The 19,999-nt window shown below is 35.8% G+C and carries 18 protein-coding genes and 2 pseudogenes; 19 read left to right on the forward strand and 1 reads right to left on the reverse strand.

Annotated elements, in window-relative coordinates:
- The first annotated feature begins 256 nt into the window (after positions 1 to 256).
- The 16 genes and pseudogenes from BWI92_RS10585 to BWI92_RS10655 all read left to right on the forward strand — a co-directional run bounded on the left by BWI92_RS10585 (position 257) and on the right by BWI92_RS10655 (position 15,119).
- The gene (locus BWI92_RS10585; protein WP_095162931.1) at positions 257 to 1,459 is read left to right on the forward strand and encodes an MFS transporter; all 1,203 of its coding nucleotides are present in this window, start codon (positions 257 to 259) and stop codon (positions 1,457 to 1,459) included.
- 21 nt (positions 1,460 to 1,480) lie between these two features.
- Positions 1,481 to 2,197 carry an MBL fold metallo-hydrolase gene (locus tag BWI92_RS10590; protein ID WP_095162934.1) on the forward strand — a complete coding sequence of 239 codons (717 nt, stop codon included), beginning with the start codon at positions 1,481 to 1,483 and terminating at the stop codon, positions 2,195 to 2,197.
- Positions 2,198 to 2,438: 241 nt separating this feature from the next.
- A pseudogene (gene cas6, locus BWI92_RS10595) lies at positions 2,439 to 3,206 on the forward strand (CRISPR-associated endoribonuclease Cas6); the annotation flags it as partial.
- Between the two features lie 31 nt (positions 3,207 to 3,237).
- Positions 3,238 to 4,164, forward strand: coding sequence for a YafY family protein (locus BWI92_RS10600; protein ID WP_095162939.1), 927 nt, complete (start codon positions 3,238 to 3,240; stop codon positions 4,162 to 4,164).
- 82 nt (positions 4,165 to 4,246) lie between these two features.
- On the forward strand, positions 4,247 to 4,912 hold the full coding sequence (gene cas6 / locus BWI92_RS10605; protein WP_095162941.1) for a CRISPR-associated endoribonuclease Cas6: 666 nt from the start codon (positions 4,247 to 4,249) through the stop codon (positions 4,910 to 4,912).
- 6 nt (positions 4,913 to 4,918) lie between these two features.
- Positions 4,919 to 5,506 (forward strand): hypothetical protein, encoded by a 588-nt coding sequence (locus BWI92_RS10610; protein WP_095162943.1) that lies wholly within the window; start codon positions 4,919 to 4,921, stop codon positions 5,504 to 5,506.
- On the forward strand, positions 5,506 to 5,769 hold the full coding sequence (locus tag BWI92_RS27730) for a CRISPR-associated endonuclease Cas3'' (protein WP_217903400.1): 264 nt from the start codon (positions 5,506 to 5,508) through the stop codon (positions 5,767 to 5,769). Before BWI92_RS10610 ends, BWI92_RS27730 begins: the two co-directional genes overlap by 1 nt.
- A gap of 15 nt (positions 5,770 to 5,784) precedes the next feature.
- Complete coding sequence (gene cas3, locus BWI92_RS10615; RefSeq protein ID WP_217903401.1) at positions 5,785 to 7,656, forward strand: CRISPR-associated helicase Cas3'; 1,872 nt, start codon at positions 5,785 to 5,787, stop codon at positions 7,654 to 7,656.
- 155 nt (positions 7,657 to 7,811) lie between these two features.
- A complete protein-coding gene (locus BWI92_RS10620; RefSeq protein ID WP_217903402.1) occupies positions 7,812 to 9,002 on the forward strand; it encodes a hypothetical protein in 1,191 nt (396 codons plus the stop codon).
- Positions 9,003 to 9,036: 34 nt separating this feature from the next.
- Positions 9,037 to 10,032, forward strand: coding sequence for a CRISPR-associated protein Cas7 (locus BWI92_RS10625; protein WP_229362950.1), 996 nt, complete (start codon positions 9,037 to 9,039; stop codon positions 10,030 to 10,032).
- 1,501 nt (positions 10,033 to 11,533) lie between these two features.
- Positions 11,534 to 11,944 (forward strand): transposase, encoded by a 411-nt coding sequence (locus BWI92_RS10630; RefSeq protein ID WP_141234746.1) that lies wholly within the window; start codon positions 11,534 to 11,536, stop codon positions 11,942 to 11,944.
- Positions 11,941 to 12,480: a CRISPR-associated protein Cas4 gene (gene cas4, locus BWI92_RS10635; protein WP_095162953.1), complete on the forward strand. Its 540-nt coding sequence runs from the start codon at positions 11,941 to 11,943 to the stop codon at positions 12,478 to 12,480. Before BWI92_RS10630 ends, cas4 begins: the two co-directional genes overlap by 4 nt.
- A gap of 73 nt (positions 12,481 to 12,553) precedes the next feature.
- Positions 12,554 to 13,521, forward strand: a pseudogene (cas1b, locus tag BWI92_RS10640) (type I-B CRISPR-associated endonuclease Cas1b).
- Between the two features lie 20 nt (positions 13,522 to 13,541).
- The gene (gene cas2, locus BWI92_RS10645) at positions 13,542 to 13,853 is read left to right on the forward strand and encodes a CRISPR-associated endonuclease Cas2 (protein ID WP_229362952.1); all 312 of its coding nucleotides are present in this window, start codon (positions 13,542 to 13,544) and stop codon (positions 13,851 to 13,853) included.
- Between the two features lie 815 nt (positions 13,854 to 14,668).
- Positions 14,669 to 14,824: a hypothetical protein gene (locus BWI92_RS27285; protein ID WP_176464393.1), complete on the forward strand. Its 156-nt coding sequence runs from the start codon at positions 14,669 to 14,671 to the stop codon at positions 14,822 to 14,824.
- Between the two features lie 25 nt (positions 14,825 to 14,849).
- Positions 14,850 to 15,119, forward strand: coding sequence for a hypothetical protein (locus BWI92_RS10655; protein ID WP_141234747.1), 270 nt, complete (start codon positions 14,850 to 14,852; stop codon positions 15,117 to 15,119).
- 195 nt (positions 15,120 to 15,314) lie between these two features.
- Here the strand turns inward: BWI92_RS10655 and BWI92_RS10660 are convergent, their stop codons facing one another.
- Positions 15,315 to 16,679, reverse strand: a complete 1,365-nt coding sequence (locus BWI92_RS10660) for a glycoside hydrolase family 28 protein (protein ID WP_095162960.1) — start codon at positions 16,677 to 16,679, stop codon at positions 15,315 to 15,317.
- Positions 16,680 to 16,863: 184 nt separating this feature from the next.
- Here BWI92_RS10660 and BWI92_RS10665 point away from each other — a divergent pair, with 184 nt between their 5' ends.
- The 3 genes from BWI92_RS10665 to BWI92_RS10675 all read left to right on the forward strand — a co-directional run bounded on the left by BWI92_RS10665 (position 16,864) and on the right by BWI92_RS10675 (position 19,879).
- Positions 16,864 to 17,682, forward strand: coding sequence for an oxidoreductase (locus BWI92_RS10665; RefSeq protein ID WP_095162962.1), 819 nt, complete (start codon positions 16,864 to 16,866; stop codon positions 17,680 to 17,682).
- A 178-nt stretch (positions 17,683 to 17,860) separates the two neighbouring features.
- A complete protein-coding gene (locus BWI92_RS10670) occupies positions 17,861 to 18,874 on the forward strand; it encodes a zinc-binding alcohol dehydrogenase family protein (protein ID WP_095162964.1) in 1,014 nt (337 codons plus the stop codon).
- Positions 18,875 to 18,988: 114 nt separating this feature from the next.
- A complete protein-coding gene (locus BWI92_RS10675; protein ID WP_095162966.1) occupies positions 18,989 to 19,879 on the forward strand; it encodes an AraC family transcriptional regulator in 891 nt (296 codons plus the stop codon).
- Positions 19,880 to 19,999 lie beyond the last annotated feature (120 nt).

Consider the following 19,999-nt stretch of genomic DNA (forward strand, 5'->3'; position numbering starts at 1 on the left):
TGAATTTCGAATGGGTGTTTGTTTTAGGAGATTCCCTATTTTGGTTTATTTATTATAAATCCGAAATCAAACATCCGAAATCCGAAATCCGAAATCGAGAAGGTTTTTCTAAATCGAAAATACCGATTGATGTGATAGAAAAAAAGCGTTTTACGAATTTAAAACTTCTCTACAACTTTGTAGCGTAATCATGAAGCATTTCTAGAGTGTGGATGATATTGAGAAGAATGTTGCATAACGTAAAACATCCCAATTCATGAATATCGAATATAAGGCGGTTTCATTACCGAAAAATTTTATCCTAGGGTTTACCCAAATCTTGCTTTGGGGTGGCTCATTTTTCTTGTTGGCTATTTGGGCTAAACCTATTGTTGCAGAAACAGGCTGGTCGCACCAATTAGTGTATGGCGCCTTGTCTTTGGCAATGTTGGTATCAGGAATGTTGGCTTCGAAGGTGGGAAAAATGATTGATACAATCGCAAGAAATTACAATTTGTTATATGCAGGATTTGTCATGGGAGCGGGGCTTATTATCATAGGTTTATCCCGTCATTTTTTGCTATTTTTATTAGGCTGGTGTGTGGTAGGAGTAGCTATGGCGATGGGATTGTATGATGCACTTTTTGCTACATTAGGGAAAAAATATGGCAAAATTGCCCGTAAATCTATTGTGCAAGTTACCTTAATTTCAGGGTTTACCACAACGGTTGTATGGCCATTGCTTTCATTTTTATTGAATCATTATGGCTGGCGCAACGCTTGTTTTGTGTATGCAGGAATTCTCATCGTTTGGGTTTTTCCAGTTCATAAACTCTTGATTCCTGAAAAAGTACAAATTGGAGAAGAGGAAAATGTCTCACTGAGCATTCAAGAAACAGTCCCGACAGGCTTAGAAAACACTAGTGTGTTCACGATACTTTTAGTAAATTTTACCATTGGTTCTATCCTGATGACAGGAATTTCTGTCCATTTAGTAGAAATACTCAACGACAATGGACTACCCCTGACTATGGCTATAAGTGTAGGTGCTATGCTTGGGCCAAGTCAAGTGGGAATACGATTTTTAGATGCAATCTTACCTAAAAAAACACCTTTAAATTCAGCCTTGGTATCGTCAGTAACCATTTTTGTAGGGCTGATTTTATTTTTGATGCATCATCAAATTTCATTTTTAGCTGTCATTTGTTTTGGTTTAGGGAATGGGATGCGTTCAATTTTGCGTGGCACATTACCTCTATGGATATTTGGTGCCGACTCGTATGCAACAATCATGGGTAGGTTAGCGGGATTACCGATGGTCGCACAAGCACTGACACCTTTATTGAGCGGCTATATGATTGCTCATTTTAGTGTCAAAAAATTTGTAGGTTTACTGGTAGTTTTGGCATTTATCAATATCATTACCATGGTGGTTTTGAGAAATAAGATATTGAATAAGAGTCGTTTACTAAGCGCATAGGCTCAAAATCCACTTGAAAATATGAAAATTATTCCTTTACAAGAAGGCAATTATTTTGTCGATAAAAATCGAGCGTTTATCCCATTGACTTCCGCCATAAACGAGCAAGGTTTAAAACTAGCAGTGCAACCTTTTCTGGTAATTACCAATACGGATTATATCCTTATCGAAACAGGTTCGGGGCATGAAAACTTAGGACGCCCTATTATCAAGGATTTGTTAGCCAAGGAAGGCATTACACCCGAGCAAATAACCAAGGTATTTCTGACGCATTTTCATAAAGATCATATCGATGGTTTGGGAATAATCAAAGAAGGTAAATACCAATTAAATTTTCCTAATGCCCAAGTTTTTGGACAAAAGAGAGAGTATGAATATGCGCTATTGCAAACGCAAAGTTCCTCTTATAATTTCCAGAAATTGATGCCATTACAAGATTTGTCTAACATGGTTTGGATGAATGAAGATAGCGGAAATCTCACACCTGAAATCTCCTATCAAGTGGTGGGGGGACATTCGCCCTATTTGCAAGTATTTTGGATGAAGGATGATACAGAAACCTATTTCTTTGGTTCAGATAATCTTCCACAGGAAAGTTACTGGCAACATAGCATTGCCTACAAATCGGATTATGATGGTAAAAAAGCCAGAGATCTAAGAACTCAATGGAAGCAACAAGCCCAAGAAGAAAATTGGAAAATATTGTTGTATCATGATATGGGAAAAACGATGATATAGATTGTTTTCCGATTTTATGACATTTTGTTCAGGGCTAAAATAGGATTTCGAAATGCTGAGATCAAACCTAAATCCACAAAATAAGATTTCTTGTTTTCCTTTTTATTAAACAAGAAATCTTTCTACATTTATATCACCTTAAGAACCCATTATAAAACTCAAAATTTACGCCAAAAAATGAGATTTCAGGCTACATCTCAAACCTACTGAAGATAGACAAAAGCTACTTTTCAATTATCAGTATCCCTTACAAGCTTGGTTATATAAAATCTTGTATCAGGCAGACCAATCGTATGCTTCCTTTTTGCATAATCAAGGTTATGCAGTGCCCAATAGCCATAAAAGTTTTAAGCACTTTACATTTTCCTCATTACAACTAGGCAAGACCAAACCTATCAAATCTGGCGACACGTATATACAGCTCAGTTCGGACAGTGTTTCGTTAGTTGTATCGTTCTACATCGACAAGGCAGCCGAAGGATTTATTGTTGGATTATTTCAGAATCAGGAGGTAAGTTTATTCAATCGCGACTACCGCGCCAACTTTATCGTAACCAACGTAGAAGCATTGCCTAATCCATTCGATGCGTTCGCAGGTAATCAAGTCGTAACGAAGTCGTTCAGAACCATTTCACCTATGGTGGTAGCGAGAAAAGAAGAAGGATTAGACCAATATTTAAGTCCAACAGACGAACGTTACAGCGAGTTTTTTGCTATCAATTTGGTTGACCGATACCGCACCATCGAAGGAAACGAAAGTTTGCAAATAGATAGTACCACTGCCCAGAGCTTAGTGAAATTTAAGCTTATATCAGACCCTACGAAAGTGAAGAAACGAGGTTTCTTCGTAAAAGAAGGAAAGCTTAAAGATGAAACAAAAGTCATTGGTTATCATAACTTTACCTTCGAAGTAACTGCCCCTTCCAAACTATTGGAAATAGGATTTTTGGGAGGCTTAGGGAAATACTGTGCAGTTGGTTGTGGTTCTGTGGAGGTTTGGGAGAGGTAATTAATAGCACACACTATTTTTGACAATAACTATGAATAAGTTTAATGACAATAGTCCAAAATACCGCTTATTGGCGATTCTCAAACTCCTCATTGAGAGTCCGTACCAATACACCAAAAAAATGTTGGAAACGAAGTTCAACGTTAAGAATGATGCAATTACCCAAGATTTTGAGGAATTGAAAGATGCAGGTTTTGATGTTCAATATGACAAGAAATATCGCTATGCCATTGTTCCCAATAAGCCTATGGAACATTTGGAAGATATGTTGTTTTTTACCGAAGCAGAGAAAGAAATCTTGATAGAAGCCCTAGCCAATAATGCCAAAGCTTCGGAGAAAAAAAACAAGCGCATGCAAGAAAAACTCAATACGATATATGATGTGTCAAAATTGGGAAGTAGCTTATTCTCAAGGACTTTTCTCTCAAAAGCCAACTTGTTAGAGCAAGCCAAGCAAGAAAAAAAGATTGTCAAACTCATTAACTATCGCTCAACCAACAGCAGTGAAGTAACCGACCGACAGGTGGAACCGTTTCAGGTAAGTGTAAAAGAAGATATTCTTCACGCTTTTGAAGTAGAGAAGAAGGCGATTCGTCATTTTCGTATTTCGAGAATTGAGCGTGTAGAGTTGCTAGAAGCTGATTGGCGCTACGAAAACCAACATTATGTAACGGCAACCGACCCATTTAGGATTGTGAATGATGACAAAGTTAGGGTGCATATTCGCCTACGAGTGGGAGGGTACAATGAGTTAATAGAAAGGTTTCCATTGACACAAGCCTATTTGCAACCCTCAGCCGATGAGTTGGGCGTTTATGATTTTGAATGCAATGTCAACGAAAAGTTCTTCGGGCTGACCAATTTTATTTTGGGCTATCACGAGCATATTGTGGAAATAATAGAACCCGAAAGCCTTATTGAACATATCAGAAGGCATATTGGGAAAATAAATTTTTAGGGGTATGGGGAATAGTGCGGTAGGTAGGGGTGTAGGTTTGAAATATGAAATTTAGAAATTAGAAAATATAGAAAACAAATATATGCGTTTACATATTCAATTATCAAAAAATACAACTATCGTTCCGTTTAATTATCAGGAACAGCAAGTCAGTAAATTACACTATTGGCTTGGCAAAAATGAGATACACGATAAGTTATCTCTTTATTCTTTTTCTTGGCTAAAAAATGGTCGCCAAGAAGGGAGCAAAGGTTTAAATTTTAAAACTGGAAGTCAGTTTTTTATTAGTTGTTATGATAGTTCACTTATAAAACAGCTAATAAAAAGCATTCAGCAAGACAATGACTTTGGTTGGGGAATGAAAATCAAGGCTTTGACTCTTGAAAATGAGCCTGAATTTTCCTCTCAGCGTCGCTTTTTGGTTGGGAGCCCTGTTTTTATCAAGCGTTCGCAAGCTGAAGAAAAAGGGGCTAAATTCTTCTATTATAATGATGAAGAAGCAAATCAGTTTTTGACCGAGAGCTTACAACATAAACTGAATGATGCTGGATTGTTGTATGAAGATGTTTCTGTTCAGTTTGATGAATCGTATCAAAATCCAACGACTAAAGGAGTTACCTACAAAGGCATTTTCAACAAAGGCTCGATATGTCCCGTAATCATTAACGGAACTCCCGAACAACTGGCATTTGCATGGAATGTCGGCGTAGGAAATTCAACAGGTATTGGCTTTGGCTCATTAATTTAAGATACAATGGAAAAATATTATGTAGTTAAATACAGCGGACAATTCGGTTTTATAAAGCCGTGGACTGCGGTAAGAGATAGCGAAACATTTTCGCAACAGTTTCTTACTCCTTCAATTGTTGAAGGTATTGAGAAAAAGCTATTTCCTGAGTTGTTGGGGGAAAATGGAATTAAAAAAATTGTAAGATATAGACTTTCCTACGCTCAAATTAATTCACAACAGGAGGTAATACAAACAAGAGGATGGAATTCTACTCGTCAGGGAAAACAGGTTTTATTCGATAGACCCAAAGCCATTTTATTGAGAGGAGTACTACTTGAACCCGACTTATTTCTGGTATTCAACACAAAGGAAGATGCCCAAAGAGCATTTACGCAACACATTTGCTTGTGTAGAAATGAAGATTTGTTATTTCCTGTATCAACAGAAGAAATTTTCATCAATCAATTTGACGAAGATACAGAGCGTTTTTCGGGCTATGAGTTAATGTTCGAGAAAAACGAAAAAGCGTTTATGGTGGGGTATCATCGTGTTACAAATGAACCTATGTATGGCTGGTTAAAAATAGTAGGAACACCTGTAAAACAATTCTAATGGAAAAGTTATACGCAAAATCAGGTCCAGAATGGACGAGCTTAGAAGACCACTTACATCATGTAGCTATTGCTGCCCAAAAATTTGCTAACCATTTGGGATTAGACCAAAATTTAGCCTATAAAGGGGCTATTCTTCACGATATAGGAAAAGCTCATCCTACTTTTCAAGAACGTTTGTTAAGCAAAGGGGTAAAAGGAAAAACTTACAGGCACGAGATAGGCTCTCTTTTCTTTTTGTCTGTATTTCCTAAATCAGAATGAGATATATTAATTGAGATGGTAGTCGGTCATCATAAATCTGTCAAGAATGATAGTGGAGAAAAAGGATTGCTTGATTTAGATAAAGGTTATGACTATTTAGACCATCATTTAGGAAAATGGAATAAATGGAGTGATAGAGGAGTTGCCTTATTCAATCATTTTGGTATAGTCGCAACCTCCATTTCCAAAGAAGAAGCATTAGACAATCTTGAATACGTTATCAAGTATTGTAAGAAGAAAGTAAAGCAACGTGGTTATTCGGAATGGCGTGGTGTGTTAATGGGGGCAGACCATTTTGCCTCTGCACTAATTCATGATACAGAAAAGAATTTAGATAGATTATTCAAGTCGCCTAATCTATCTTCTTTTCAGAGAGAAAGTAAGCTATATCCATTATCTCAAGTTAAAAACTTTACTTCTGAAAAAAGACATACGATTGTTGTAGCTTGTACGGGTGCAGGAAAAACAGACTATCTATTTAAAAGATGTAGAGGACGAGTTTTTTATACGTTACCCTTCCAAGCATCTATCAATGCGATGTTTAAAAGAGTAGCAAACTTTCTCGAAAGTACAAATCCTGATTTGGATATTAGGGTTTTACACGCCGCTTCAAGTGTTGTAAAGAGAGGGAAAGATGAAGAAGAAAGTGTTTTACAGTCATTATTTGGCTCATCCGTAAAAATCTTGACTCCTCACCAATTAGCGGCTGTTGCTTTTGGGCTGAAAGGTTATGAAGCCTTATTATTAGACTTGAAAGGTTGTGATATTATTCTCGATGAAATTCATACATACTCAGGTATTTCACAAGCCATTGTTTTGAAACTTATTGAGGTTTTAAATAAAATTGATTGCAGAATTCACATTGGAACGGCTACTATGCCAACTATCCTCTATACCAGAATTCTTCAGTTATTAGGAGATAATGTATTGGAAACAAGCTTGCCACCTGACGAATTAGATAAATTTGACCGTCATAGAGTTCACAAAGTAGAGTCTTTTGATTTCACTAAACAATTGATTCCCAATGCTGTGACTAATAATGAAAAAGTTCTAATTGTTCTCAATACCGTTGACAAAGCACAAGAGGTATATGCCTTGATTAAAGAGCTTTACCCAAAAACACCAACGTTATTATTACATAGTAGATTTAGAAGAGGTGATAGAAATAGTAAAGAAAAAGACTTGTTAGGCTTAGATGAACAAGGTGCTTCTATCAATTTATTCAATACATCAAATAAAGCCTGTATTGTCGTTTCTACTCAGATTGTAGAAGTTAGCTTAGATATTAGTTTTGATATAATGGTAACAGAAACCGCACCTTTGGATGCACTTGTTCAACGATTTGGTAGAATTAATAGAAAAAGAACAGAAGACACGATTGGCAAAATTAAGGATGTATATGTCATTGCTCCGCCTGACACTGAGAAAGAAGCGAAACCGTATGAGTTAGAGACGCTGCAACGGACATTTGAAGTTCTCGAAGATGGAGAGATACTTAAAGAAAGAAATCTACAAGCAAAAATAGACCAAGTTTTCACGGAAATCAATTTTATGAAAATTGAAGAACATGCCATATTCAAAGAAGATGGTAGAATGACTATTGATTGCCTTACTCATAATAGCAAATCGATTCTCTTTGAATTACTTGATATTGATTCAGTTTCGTGCATCAGAGAGGCAGACCAAGAGGAGTATGAGAAATCTTATTTTGAAAGAAGGCTCGAATTAGAAATTCCTGTGCGATATTTTTCTGTGTGCAAAATGAACCAGATTGAAAAAGGCAACCGCCCGTTCATTATACCAGACAAAGCTTACAGTGAAGAAATGGGGCTTTTTATAAGAGAAATAAAGGAAGGAAATTTTAACTCTAAATATCAAATATTATGATAACAACAGTAGTTGGAAAGACATTTTTAGAGGCATATAATCAAAAATATCAGACTCAAAAAATGCCAAAAGAGTTTTTTGAAGAGGTATATTTTGAATTGTTTTATAATCATTCAAAGTATATGCAATGGGTTACAAACTCTCCTTTTGTACAAATGAAAACTGGACAAAAGCCTGAAACTTTAACCTATACTGAAAGAAAGGAAAAACTTGAAAACTTATTCGAGAAGGTAGAAAATAATGAACCAGATGCAAGTTTTGCTATTGGTTTTCCTGCTTCTGAATCTAAAGAATACGCAAGTACGTCGGGCTTAGTTAGTGATTTGATTATTCCTACCACGGTTGATGATGTTTACCTTTCATGGATAGGTAGTGGCTTAGGCATTGGTGTTGCGGGAGGTTTTACAATTTTGTTTGATGACCCTGCTATTACGTTACAAACATTTGAAGGATGGAAAGTATATCGTAAATACCTTAAAGATGATGGGTTGGATAAATTACGAGGAAATCAAATAAATACTTGGAATGGACAGTGGCTAAAATACTCTCTTGATGAAGATTTATTTAGAGAAGATTTTGATTTTGCAGAACTAACCAACAATAAGATTTTTGAAGTTGGTTCTACATTGGTAGAAGTCAATACTGTGAATTGGTCAGAGTTATTTTTTAGTCTTTCTCAATTATATCCCAAAGGAGAATTAACAGGATATGTTTATGGTTTGGGACAGACTAACAAAACCATTGGATTTATACCTTTTTATTTCAAATCAGGGACAAGAATAATAGAAGTTTATAAACAGCTTTTTGGTTCGGCAAACACAGATAAAAAGAAGTTTGAGGCACTTTTCGGCATGCACATAAAACGTGCTTGTGAACTTGGAAGTATTGGTTTACAAGCTTTACGTCCTGAAAAGTTAAAAGATTTCATGAGTAGCGACAAAACTATATCATTCAAAAAAGAAGAAGATACAATAAATTATTTCGCATATAAAACTTGGTTAGTAGCAATGCTTTCAAAAAACAAAGAAGAAATAACAGATTATACCCTTGAGATAGCGGAGACTATTCAGAGGTATAGAAATGGGTCTAAAGGAATGGAAAGACCTACCTTAATTAATAAGGAACTATTTGCATCCAAAACTAAAAAAGGTTTTATAGATGCTTTAACTGTTATGGTTAAAGACTTAGATACCAATGATTTGGAGCGAATAAAAAAATTAAAAGACGAAATACATCTAATGACCAATGAAGAATTTGGGTATTTCTGTACTCTATTAAAATTTGATTACGCATTTCTTGAAAAAAATCTTAAAAATATAAACTACAATAACAACGATTTATATTAGAACTTTAAAAAGAGCTGAACACACGGTGTTTTGTGTGTCTGATGGACAAAAGTATTATTACGACACTCAATTTAATAGAAGAATCCCTTATTCAAGTGGACAACAGATAAAACGTTCATTGATTGATTCGCTTTGTTCTGAAATAAAACAAACGCCATCACCTACCACATTTCTTTTTGATGTTACAAAACAAAAAGAATTAAAAGAAGGAGAGGTTTATGGTACTTGCGACCCAACTTATGCAGACCAACTATTTGGCGGTTGGATGAAAGCAGCTAAAGGAGGAAAAGACCGAACCCTTAAAAGAAGAAGTCCCTTATCAATCTCAGCGATGAGAGCATTACACCCTTTATTAGCTGGCACTTATACTGAAAATGCGTCATTTGACAGAAGCGATAGACCTAATAACTTGGTCATTGTTCGAGATGAAAAAGGGAATGAATTAGAAGATGATGAGATTGTTGCATTTTTGGAAGGCAAAGACAGAAGTTTAAGCCGTAAATGGATTCCAGATAATAAAAGAGCAACTGGTTTATTTGTTTCTGATATTGCTATTGATTTAAGGAGGCTTTTTTCCGTTTCGGTTAATTCATTTGAGCCTGAAATGTCAGATTCTACTATTGAAAAACTTCGTTCAGAGGGTTGGATTGATTCAGAAAATGTATTTGGCAAATGCTTAGTAGCTCCTAAACCTCTTCGAGAAGAATGGATAAAAGGTTTGGCTAAAGCTCTTATTGATTGGAAAATAACATCTAATCAAGCCAGAACATTTAGTTTGATGGATACATTGGCTATTTCCATAAGCGATAATGCGAATCTTATTGCAGGTAGTATTCGTGCTAAACTTTCGGAAGAAGATTCTGACAAGGCAAATCCAATTATCGACGAATCTTTGAAAGGGGTTAGTACATTTATTACTTTACAGGCAGGCGGTTTTATCCAAACAAAAGGAGAAACATACGATGCCCTCGAAAAAGCAGAAGCCCATCTTATCCAACTTCTCTCTGATTTTGATTACGAAAATCAATAATGAATGAAACGAAACGTAGAGACGTTGCATGCAACGTCTTCAAACCAAATTAGAATTATGGATATAAATTAGATCTCTAGGTATGGACATTCTTTAGACGTTACATGTAACGTCTCTACGTTATATATTGAAAGGTTTTTGTGTGGATGTGTTATGTATGGTTGTTGGTTTCAATATCTCTATGTATCGACATTCTTTAGGCGTTACATGTAACGTCTCTACGTTAGACATTGCAGGGTTTTTGTGTGGATGATTATGTATGATTGTTGGTTTCAATATCGCTAGGTATGGACATTCTTTAGACGTTACATGTAACGTCTCTACGTTAGACATTGCAGGGTTTTTGTGTGGATGATTTATGTATGATTGTTGGTTTCAATATCTCTAGGTATGGACATTCTTTAGACGTTACATGTAACGTCTCTACGTTATATATTGAAAGGTTTTTGTGTGGATGATTTATGTATGATTGTTGGATTCAATATCGCTAGGTATCGACATTTTTAGACGTTACATGTAAGGTCTCTACAAGTTTTACATTGCAAGGTTTTTGTGTGGATGTGTTATGTATGGTTGTTGGTTTCAATATCTCTATGTATCGATATTTTTAGACGTTACATTTAAGGTCTCTATGTTATATATTGCAAGGTTTATGTGTTGTTGGTTTCAATATCTCTAGGTATCGACATTTTTAGACGTTACATGTAAGGTCTCTACGTTAGACATTGCAGGGTTTTTGTGTGGATGATTTATGTATGATTGTTGGATTCAATATCTCTAGGTATCGACATTTTTAGACGTTACATGTAAGGTCTCTACAAGTTTTACATTGCAAGGTTTTTGTGTGGATGTGTTATGTATGGTTGTTGGTTTCAATATCTCTATGTATCGATATTTTTAGACGTTACATTTAAGGTCTCTATGTTATATATTGCAAGGTTTATGTGTGGAGATGTTATGTATGGTTGTTGGTTTCAATATCTCTATGTATCGACATTCTTTAGACGTTAAGTGTAACGTCTCTACGTTAGATTTTGCAAGGTCTTTGTGTGAATATGTTATGCATGATTGTTGGATTCAGTATCTCTGTGTATGGATATTCTTTAGACGTTACATGTAACGTCTCTACGTTAGATTTTGCAAGGTTTATGTGTGAATATGTTATGCATGATTGTTGGATTCAGTATCTCTGTGTATGGATATTCTTTAGACGTTACATGTAAGGTCTCTACGTTATATATTGCAAGGTTTATGTGTAGAGATGTTATGCATGGTTGTTGGTTTCAATATCTCTAGGTATCGACACTCTTTAGACGTTACATGTAACGTCTCTACAAGTTTTACATTTATAAATTTGGAAAATATGGCTTTATTCAAAAACAAATATCGAATAGAATCTACACGGCTAACTTCTTGGAATTATAATGGAGAAGGAATGTATTTTGTTACCATTTGTACTAAAAATCGAGAGCATTTCTTTGGAGAATGTAAGGATAAAAAAATGAAATTATCTAGTATAGGAGCTTTGATACAGGGATTTTGGTACCAAATTCCTAAACATTTTCCTCATGTAACCTTAGGTGAATTTATTGTAATGCCTAATCACATCCATGGAATAATTGATATTGGGGTGTTGAAAGAATCCAAAGAAAAGGCAGTTAACGATGTCAAAAAACAAACAAAGTTTTACCAATCTATTGCTCCCAAGGCGAGTGGTGTACCAGTTGTCATTCGTTCTTTCAAATCGGTATGTACTAAGCATATCAATGAAATATTTCCCTCATTGGGTTTTGCTTGGCAGGAACGTTACTGGGAACATATTATTAAAGACGTAGATAGTTTTCAAAAAATCTCAAATTATATTTATTCCAACCCTGATAGTTGGGAAGATGATAAATTCTTTTTACCATGAACATCAACGCTACGCTTATCAACTACTATCATCTTTGTCATCGAAAACTTTGGCTTCATGCCAACGGTATTACGATGGAACATACTTCTGATGTGGTTTATGAAGGTAAACTTATTGGGGAAGAAAGCTATCCGCAGCGAGCGGAGAAAAACCAAGAATTAGAAATTTTGGCAGAGTTGGATGGTGGTATTCGAGCTTCGGCAAAGATAGACTTTTTTGATGCTCAGAAAGGGATTGTCCATGAGACTAAGAAGTCGGATGCCAAGGAAAGAGCCCATGTGGCTCAGGTAAAATTTTATCTCTTTTTATTAAGAAAAAATGGTATTCCTGCACATTGTGGCATTATCGAATACCCAAAACTTCGAACTACCGAACGGGTTGAATTGCCTGATGATGAAATGTCTGAAATCGAAAATTGGATAAAAGATGTTTCTGAGATTATTCATCGAGAAGTCTGTCCTCCCAAACTATCTATATCCAAATGTCGTTCATGTAGCTATTTTGATTTTTGTTGGTCTGGTGAAGTAGAAGAATAACATCGTTTGAACACCACAATATAAACCGTTTGATATCATGAAAAAATCCTATTACCTCTTTAATCCTGGACGCATGAGCCGTAAGGATAATACGCTGTATTTTACCCCTGTAGATGAACACGGAAACGAAGGTCAAGTTCGCCCAATACCTGTTGAGTCGGTAGATAATTTGTATTGTTTTGGAAGTTTGGATGCCAATAGTGCCTTGTTTAATTTTATGGGTAAAAACCATATATCGGTACATTTTTTGATTATTATGAGCACTACACTGGCTCATTTATGTCTAAAGATTACCTGTTGGCTGGCAAAATGCAAGTAGAGCAAACCAAGCACTATATTTCTGATAAAAAACGAATGGTTATTGCCCAGACCTTGATTAATGGAGCGGCGTTTAATATGAGTCGTAACTTGAAATATTACCAGAGTAGAGGTAAAGATGTTACCAGTTCGTTGGAACGTATAGAAAATTACGTTTCTTTGATTGAAAGTGCCCAAAAAGTAGATGAATTAATGGGGATAGAAGGTAATATTCGTCAGGCGTATTATGATGCTTTTGATACGATAATCAATGATTTTGAGATGGGAAATCGCAGTAAAAAACCACCTAAAAATGAAGTGAATGCCTTGATTTCATTTGGCAATATGATGTGTTATACGATGTGTTTGGACCAAATTTATCATACACAACTGAATCCTACGATTAGTTTTTTGCATGAACCAGGCGTTCGACGATATTCATTGGCATTGGATATTTCGGAGATATTCAAACCATTGTTGGTAGATAGAACCATTTTTAGTGTATTGAATAAAAAGCAAATACAAGCGAATGATTTTCGACAAGATACCAACAGATGTGTATTGAAAGATAGCGCCAAGAAGGTATTTGTCCAAGCATTCGACGAACGATTAAAAGAGACATTTAAACATCGAACATTAGGACGTAACGTTAGCTACAAGCACTTGGTAAAGTTAGAGTGTTATAAACTCAGCAAGCATATTTTGGGAATAGAGACTTACAAGCCGTTTAAAATGATGTGGTAGTATCAACTAGTGGCTTGTGAATGAGTGGCTTAGTGGATAAAGTTGATGAAATTAAAACATTGATTGATATGTATGTGATTTTGGTGTATGATATGGGAGAAAAGCGAGTAAGCAAAATGATGAAACATTGCCGAAAGTATTTAAACTGGATTCAAAATTCGGTATTTGAGGGGGAAATTACGGAGGTAAAATTGAAGGAATTAGAGATAGGTGCACGAAAAATCATGAACGAAAATGAAGATAGTTTGATTATCTTTAAGAGCAGGAATGAGCGTTGGCTTGACAAGCAAATAATAGGAGTAGAGCGTATGAGTACAGATAATTTTTTATGACGTATAATGATATACGCAAGTCGTCGAGTCTCATAAAGTTCATTGAAATCCTGAAATTTTATCAATCAAAGGGAGAGTTTTTGGAGTTAAGTTTCTGATAATCAATAGTCGTCGATGTACGGGGTAAATCCTATCATTACACATCGACGATTTTTTTCTAGTTTTTTCGAGGAAAAAAGTGTTATTTTATCAAATCAAGGCCATTTTTCAAACGGCTTTTAATCGTACCATTTAGGAATTGAAACTATTCGAGCTATTGTGAGAAACCAAACCAATGATTTTCTTTTAATCGTACCATTTAGGAATTGAAACAAAGAATAATTACTACTTTTGATTTGAATAGGATCCTTTTAATCGTACCATTTAGGAATTGAAACTTTTAGAACCATACCTTTTTTCAATTTCTTTTTGTACCTTTAATCGTACCATACAGGAATTGAAACACCAATTTTGATTCCGATTTTTTCCATATATTCCCTTTCATCGTAGCATGTAGGAATTCAACTATGAGCAACTTGATTCAGCAAATACGACTATTGACCGTGTAATCGTACCACGTAGGAATTGAAACAAATTATTTGAATCAATTCTTGTTACAAATTCGGGTCTTTTATTCGTGTTATATAGGAATTGGAATAACATTCGTACGTTCATTTTGTGGATGCTCCACGAAGTCTTTAATCGTACTATTATAAATAGAATATTAAATGACTTTGAATTCTTTCAGAGTTATTTAGCGAAAAAGTACATAATGTGTTTGTTTGCTAACCGAACATTTAGCCTATTTGTATAATAAACAAATAGACAAACAGAATATGAAAGAACAGATTATTAAAGCACTTGAGGAGTCAAAAGAAAGTCTTTATAGGAGGCTAGAAGAGGAAATAAAAAAACTCTCTGATGACGAAATCAATAACTATCTAGACTCAATTCTGAAAATCAATCAAATGATTGAAGAACTCAAACTATAAAAAGGCGAAAGCCCAATTAAAGATAATGATAGAAATCTCTGGCGTTAAAACTGATGATCTTCTTAATCAAGCTAAAGAGCTAATTGAGAATGCAAAGAATTTTCTAATTTTAGAGGGGAAAATTATCGAATTAAGTGACTGGCTTACAATAAAAAACTATTGTAAAAAGTACGCTATAGCGGATGAGTCTGTTGTCACAAATTGGATTCGGCGAGGAATTATACCAGAGGATGATATTCGTGTATTTCCAGAGTTTAATAGTATTAGATTGGTAAGAGATAAAAAGTATAAATAGATCTTATCATAGTCTATATTTTAACCACCCTGTCTTTATCTGTAAAATTTTGTTCCATCTGAAGGCTCAGAGTCAATGTCGCAAATTTTAGAAGAATTAGTTTAAATACTTTTATTTACGGGTTGTCTTAATCTCATATACCTAAGACAATCCCCGCAGACTTGGTTTCCTCTGGTCGGTTGCGGGGATTAATTTTTACTCTGATTTGAAATTGCTTACATTTTCATGTTTAGATGGCTGGTCAATAACTTTGGTGGCTTTTACCGATTTGAGTCGGACGTTCTCTATCGGTAATTCTTTTTGCCCTAATATTCTTGAAATAAACTTGACTTCTGACGCTTGAACGTTATTCAAAAATATATTTTTGATAGGGGTAAGCCTTTTTTCGAAGGTCTGTACTAAGTTACGCCATTGATACAAAACATCGGTTTCGATCCCTAATATGCCTTGGTCGATTTTTCCTGATTTTACGTTTTCTACATAAATATGATTGACATATCCACCCATTCTTTCATTGGTCTTGATAAATAACAAATGAAATAGCTTTGCGCCGTCTACTACTTCACAGTTTTGTATCCACACATTCTCGATTCCTCCTGATAGCTCACTTCCTATGGCTACTAGTTGATGTCCATTTTTGACTAAACAATTTCTAATAATGATATTCTTTGAAGGTGTTTTTAATCTCCATCCTTCTGGATTTCGTCCAGATTTGATTGCAATGGCGTCGTCACCTTGATCAAAAACACAGTCTTCAATCAATACATTTTGACTCATTTCGGGGTCTACGCCATCGTTGTTGTGCCCGTGTGCGTACACGTTGACTTTACGAATGATAACGTTTTTACATAGGTAAGGGTGTATAGTCCAAAAAGGGCTATTTTGAATCGAAATTCCTTCAAGTAAAACATTTTCACAGCGATTAAATTGAATAAATTGTGGACGTAAATGTGCTGTGTCGTTCACCATTTGGCGCTGAATTACAGGAGTATAGCTGATGCCTTGCAAATACAAACGCTTGATACTTTCCATGTGGGGTTTTGGTCTGGCAAACCAGATTTTCCATGTATCCATTTGTGCTTTTACTTCTCCTTCTCCCGTAATAGCTACATTTTTGCATTGATAAGCATAAATTAAGGGCGAATAATTATAACATTCCATGCCTTCCCATGTACTATGTACAGTCGGTAAATAGTCTGCAGGATTACCCGAAAATAGGAGTGTTGCTCCTTTTTCTAGATGTAAATTGACATTGCTTTTCAAATGAATTTTGCCTGTCAGCCATTCTCCTGCGGGTACAACAACTGTACCTCCTCCTAATTTATTTGCTTGTGTGATGGCTTTTGAAATAGCTCGAGTTGTTTTTTCTTGATTTCCTTTTTCAGCTCCAAAATCAAGAATTGATAGTTTGGATGATTTACTAAAATTCGGGGCTTTTACACTGACTGTACCAAAAGGTGCTTTGATGGTGGTAGTGGTAAAAGGGATAGAGTTTTCTTTTTTGAAACTACATAAAAAAGATCCTACAATGAGTCCTATGACATTAATAAGGGATTTCATATCATTTGTGATTTATATTTTTACGAAAATAAATCCTCTGCTTAAGGTAAGCGTCCTGTTGCATGGTGTTCTACTGCTGATTCTAGGGGCTACGTAAAAATGTATCATATCTTCGGAATTTTGTATAAGCCTTGAGCCGTAGGCATCCAGTAATTTTGTCACATCAAACAAAACAATTATTCTTATGTCAAAAGTGATTCTTATTACTGGTGCTTCTCGTGGGTTCGGGAAAATATGGGCAAAAGCTCTTTTAGAACAAGGTCATAACATCGTAGCTACTGCACGCAATACTGATGATTTAAACGACTTGGTCGAGGCATTCGGTTCGCAAATTTTACCATTGCCTTTAGATGTTACCAATCGTGAACAAGTGTTGGAAACGGTCGAAAAAGCCCATAAACATTTTGGTCGTATCGACGTTCTTATCAATAATGCTGGATATGGTCTTTTTGGGGCTGTCGAAGAAACTACTGAAGCTGAGGCTCGCCAACAAATGGAGGTGAATTTCTTTGGGCTACTATGGGTTACTCAGGCGGTATTGCCTTATATGCGTGCCCAACAATCGGGACATATTATTCAGGTTTCTAGTGTGTTAGGGTTATTCACTTTGCCAACGCTTGGTTTGTACAATGCATCAAAATTTGCGGTTGAAGGTTTGAGCGAAACACTGGCTACAGAAGTAAAAGCATTTGGTATCCATGTTACTTTGATTGAGCCAAATGGTTTCTCTACTGATTGGGCGGGAGCTTCTGCCGCACAAACGCAGGAAATCCCAGCTTATGATGACTTAAAAGCGGCTTTCAGAAATGGCAGTACTCCTGATAGTTATGGCAAACCCGAAGCTACCGTTGAGCCTGTACTCAATTTAATTGCTTCGACCGAACCTCCTTTGAGATTAATTTTAGGAAAAGTGGGTTATCCTATTGTAAAATCTGTGTACGAACAACGTCTTGCTTCTTGGGAAGAAAACAAGGAGGTTAGTGCCAAAGCGCACGGACACTAGATATTAGTGCTGAATTTTGAGTTGTGAATTTTGAATGAAAATACCCTCAAGCGAGCGACTTTATTCCTTGCTTGAGGGAAACTTTATTGAAGTATAAATCGCATATTTGTAATTTTACCAGCGTCACAATTTTTAGAACAATTCTTATTTTATCTATTTTTTTATAAAATCATCAAAAATGAAAGCTATCGGATTCAAAACCTCATTGCCTATATCATCACCAGACAGTTTTATAGAGTTTGAAACATCAATACCTAATCCTTCAGGACGAGACTTATTGGTGAAAATTCAAGCAGTATCTATCAATCCTGTAGATACTAAAATCCGTCAGAACGCCGCAAAAGATACTGTTTTAGAGAACCCCAAAATTATTGGTTGGGATGCCGTCGGGATTGTCGAAGCGGTAGGAGAGGAGGTATCTCTATTTAAAGTGGGTGACGAAGTTTATTATGCGGGAGATATTACTCGCTCAGGAAGTAATGCTGAATTTCAGCTAGTTGACGAAAGAATTGTTGGAAAGAAACCCACATCTCTTTCTATTGAAGCTTCGGCTGCTATGCCTTTGACTGCTCTTACGGCTTGGGAAACCTTGTTTGATCGTATGCGTTTAAACCCTGAAAAAGATAAAGGTAAAACTTTGTTGATTATAGGAGGAGCTGGTGGTGTAGGTTCTATTGCGATTCAACTGGCTAAAAAATTACTAGGTCTAACGGTTATTGCTACGGCTTCTCGTCCCGAATCAATAGAATGGTGTAAAAAAATGGGTGCCGATGTGGTCGTAAATCACAAAGATTTGGTCAATGAGGTTCGTCAAGCAGGTTTTCATTTTGTTGATTTCATTTATGATGCTGTCGACATCAATGGATACTGGTATGCTGTTGTAGAGCTTATCAAACCTCAAGGACATATCAATTCTATCACGGGCAGTGGTACGCCAATTTTATTGAATAAATTGAAAAGCAAAAGCGTTACTTTTTCTTGGGAATTTATGTACACCCGCTCAACTTTCCAGACTGATGATATGATTGAACAACATCATATTTTGAATAAAGTTGCCACGTTATTAGAGGAGGGAGTTTTGGTTTCTACTCACAATAATACGCTTTCAGGACTTAGTGCCGAAACCTTCAAAAAGGCGCACGCTCAATTAGAGTCAGGAACTACTATTGGGAAATTAGTGGTTAAATATTAGAGTAGTATTGTGCAATATTAAATATTTGAATTCAATAGTTTAAGACTCATTCTGGGGTAACTTGCACATTTTTAGGTTTTTATCAGATATAGACTTTTTGCGGTCAAAAATACTATGGAGCACTACAAAACCATAACCGAATTACATGAGCGAAGCGGGTATCCGTCGCCAGAGCATCCTATGATAAGCTTGCTGACCTGCCAAGAGCTTTCGACTTGCTCGTGGGGAGAAAGCAAGTTTACGGCTGATTTTTATATGATTGCGCTCAAAAAAATCAAATCTGGGACTTTTTTGTATGGCAAAACCAAGTATGACCACGATAATGGTTCTATGTCTTTTGTGAAACCAAGACAGGTTTTGGAAATCAACAATGTTGAGCTTTCGGAAAAAGCCTTTGTGATTTACGTCCATGAAGATTATTTGTTGGGGCATCCTATGCACGATGAAATCAAAAAATATGGATATTTTGATTACGAAATCAACGAAGCTTTACACCTTTCGCCAAATGAGGAGTTGATTATGTGGGAGTTGTACGAAAAAATTGGCGTTGAATATCGAAATAATCAAGATGAATTTAGCAAGGATATTATCTTGGCACATCTTGACTCGATTCTTAAATATGCACAACGTTTCTATAAAAGACAGTTTATCAATCGTACGCAGTTGTCGGGAGGAACCGTTTCAAGATTTCAGAAAATATTGAGAACTTACTTTGAAAGTGGTAAAATTCAACAATTTGGCTTGCCATCTGTTCATGCCATTGCGAGTGAGCTTCATACTTCTGCTCGTTATTTGAGTGATCTATTGAAGCAAGAAACAGGCAAAACGGCTCTAGAGCATATCCATATCTTCTTGATTGACGAAGCTAAAAATCTTTTGTTAGGAACAGACAATACTATTGCTGAAACAGCGTATCAACTAGGTTTTGAAAATCCTCCTTATTTTTCCAGATTATTCAAAAAAGAGGTTGGACTTACGCCTGTGGAGTTTCGCTTGAAAGGATAGGTATATTAATGAAATCATACCTAGATGCGACAAAAATAAGACTTATATATTTTCGATAGCCTCTGCTGAACTGATATAATAGTAATTCCCATTAGCGGGTGAATGTATTCATCCGATAAT

The sequence above is a fragment of the Flectobacillus sp. BAB-3569 genome, assembly GCF_002270355.1.
In the GTDB taxonomy this organism is placed as follows: domain Bacteria; phylum Bacteroidota; class Bacteroidia; order Cytophagales; family Spirosomataceae; genus Flectobacillus; species Flectobacillus roseus.

What these genes read in the sequence shown, in the direction of transcription:
- BWI92_RS10585 (WP_095162931.1), top strand. Translation starts at nt 257, where the DNA reads ATGAATATCGAATATAAGGCGGTTTCATTACCGAAAAATTTTATCCTA.
- BWI92_RS10590 (WP_095162934.1), top strand. Translation starts at nt 1,481, where the DNA reads ATGAAAATTATTCCTTTACAAGAAGGCAATTATTTTGTCGATAAAAAT.
- BWI92_RS10600 (WP_095162939.1), top strand. Translation starts at nt 3,238, where the DNA reads ATGAATAAGTTTAATGACAATAGTCCAAAATACCGCTTATTGGCGATT.
- cas6 (WP_095162941.1), top strand. Translation starts at nt 4,247, where the DNA reads ATGCGTTTACATATTCAATTATCAAAAAATACAACTATCGTTCCGTTT.
- BWI92_RS10610 (WP_095162943.1), top strand. Translation starts at nt 4,919, where the DNA reads ATGGAAAAATATTATGTAGTTAAATACAGCGGACAATTCGGTTTTATA.
- BWI92_RS27730 (WP_217903400.1), top strand. Translation starts at nt 5,506, where the DNA reads ATGGAAAAGTTATACGCAAAATCAGGTCCAGAATGGACGAGCTTAGAA.
- cas3 (WP_217903401.1), top strand. Translation starts at nt 5,785, where the DNA reads ATGGTAGTCGGTCATCATAAATCTGTCAAGAATGATAGTGGAGAAAAA.
- BWI92_RS10620 (WP_217903402.1), top strand. Translation starts at nt 7,812, where the DNA reads ATGAAAACTGGACAAAAGCCTGAAACTTTAACCTATACTGAAAGAAAG.
- BWI92_RS10630 (WP_141234746.1), top strand. Translation starts at nt 11,534, where the DNA reads ATGAAATTATCTAGTATAGGAGCTTTGATACAGGGATTTTGGTACCAA.
- cas4 (WP_095162953.1), top strand. Translation starts at nt 11,941, where the DNA reads ATGAACATCAACGCTACGCTTATCAACTACTATCATCTTTGTCATCGA.
- cas2 (WP_229362952.1), top strand. Translation starts at nt 13,542, where the DNA reads ATGAGTGGCTTAGTGGATAAAGTTGATGAAATTAAAACATTGATTGAT.
- BWI92_RS27285 (WP_176464393.1), top strand. Translation starts at nt 14,669, where the DNA reads ATGAAAGAACAGATTATTAAAGCACTTGAGGAGTCAAAAGAAAGTCTT.
- BWI92_RS10655 (WP_141234747.1), top strand. Translation starts at nt 14,850, where the DNA reads ATGATAGAAATCTCTGGCGTTAAAACTGATGATCTTCTTAATCAAGCT.
- BWI92_RS10660 (WP_095162960.1), bottom strand. Translation starts at nt 16,679, where the DNA reads ATGAAATCCCTTATTAATGTCATAGGACTCATTGTAGGATCTTTTTTA.
- BWI92_RS10665 (WP_095162962.1), top strand. Translation starts at nt 16,864, where the DNA reads ATGTCAAAAGTGATTCTTATTACTGGTGCTTCTCGTGGGTTCGGGAAA.
- BWI92_RS10670 (WP_095162964.1), top strand. Translation starts at nt 17,861, where the DNA reads ATGAAAGCTATCGGATTCAAAACCTCATTGCCTATATCATCACCAGAC.
- BWI92_RS10675 (WP_095162966.1), top strand. Translation starts at nt 18,989, where the DNA reads ATGGAGCACTACAAAACCATAACCGAATTACATGAGCGAAGCGGGTAT.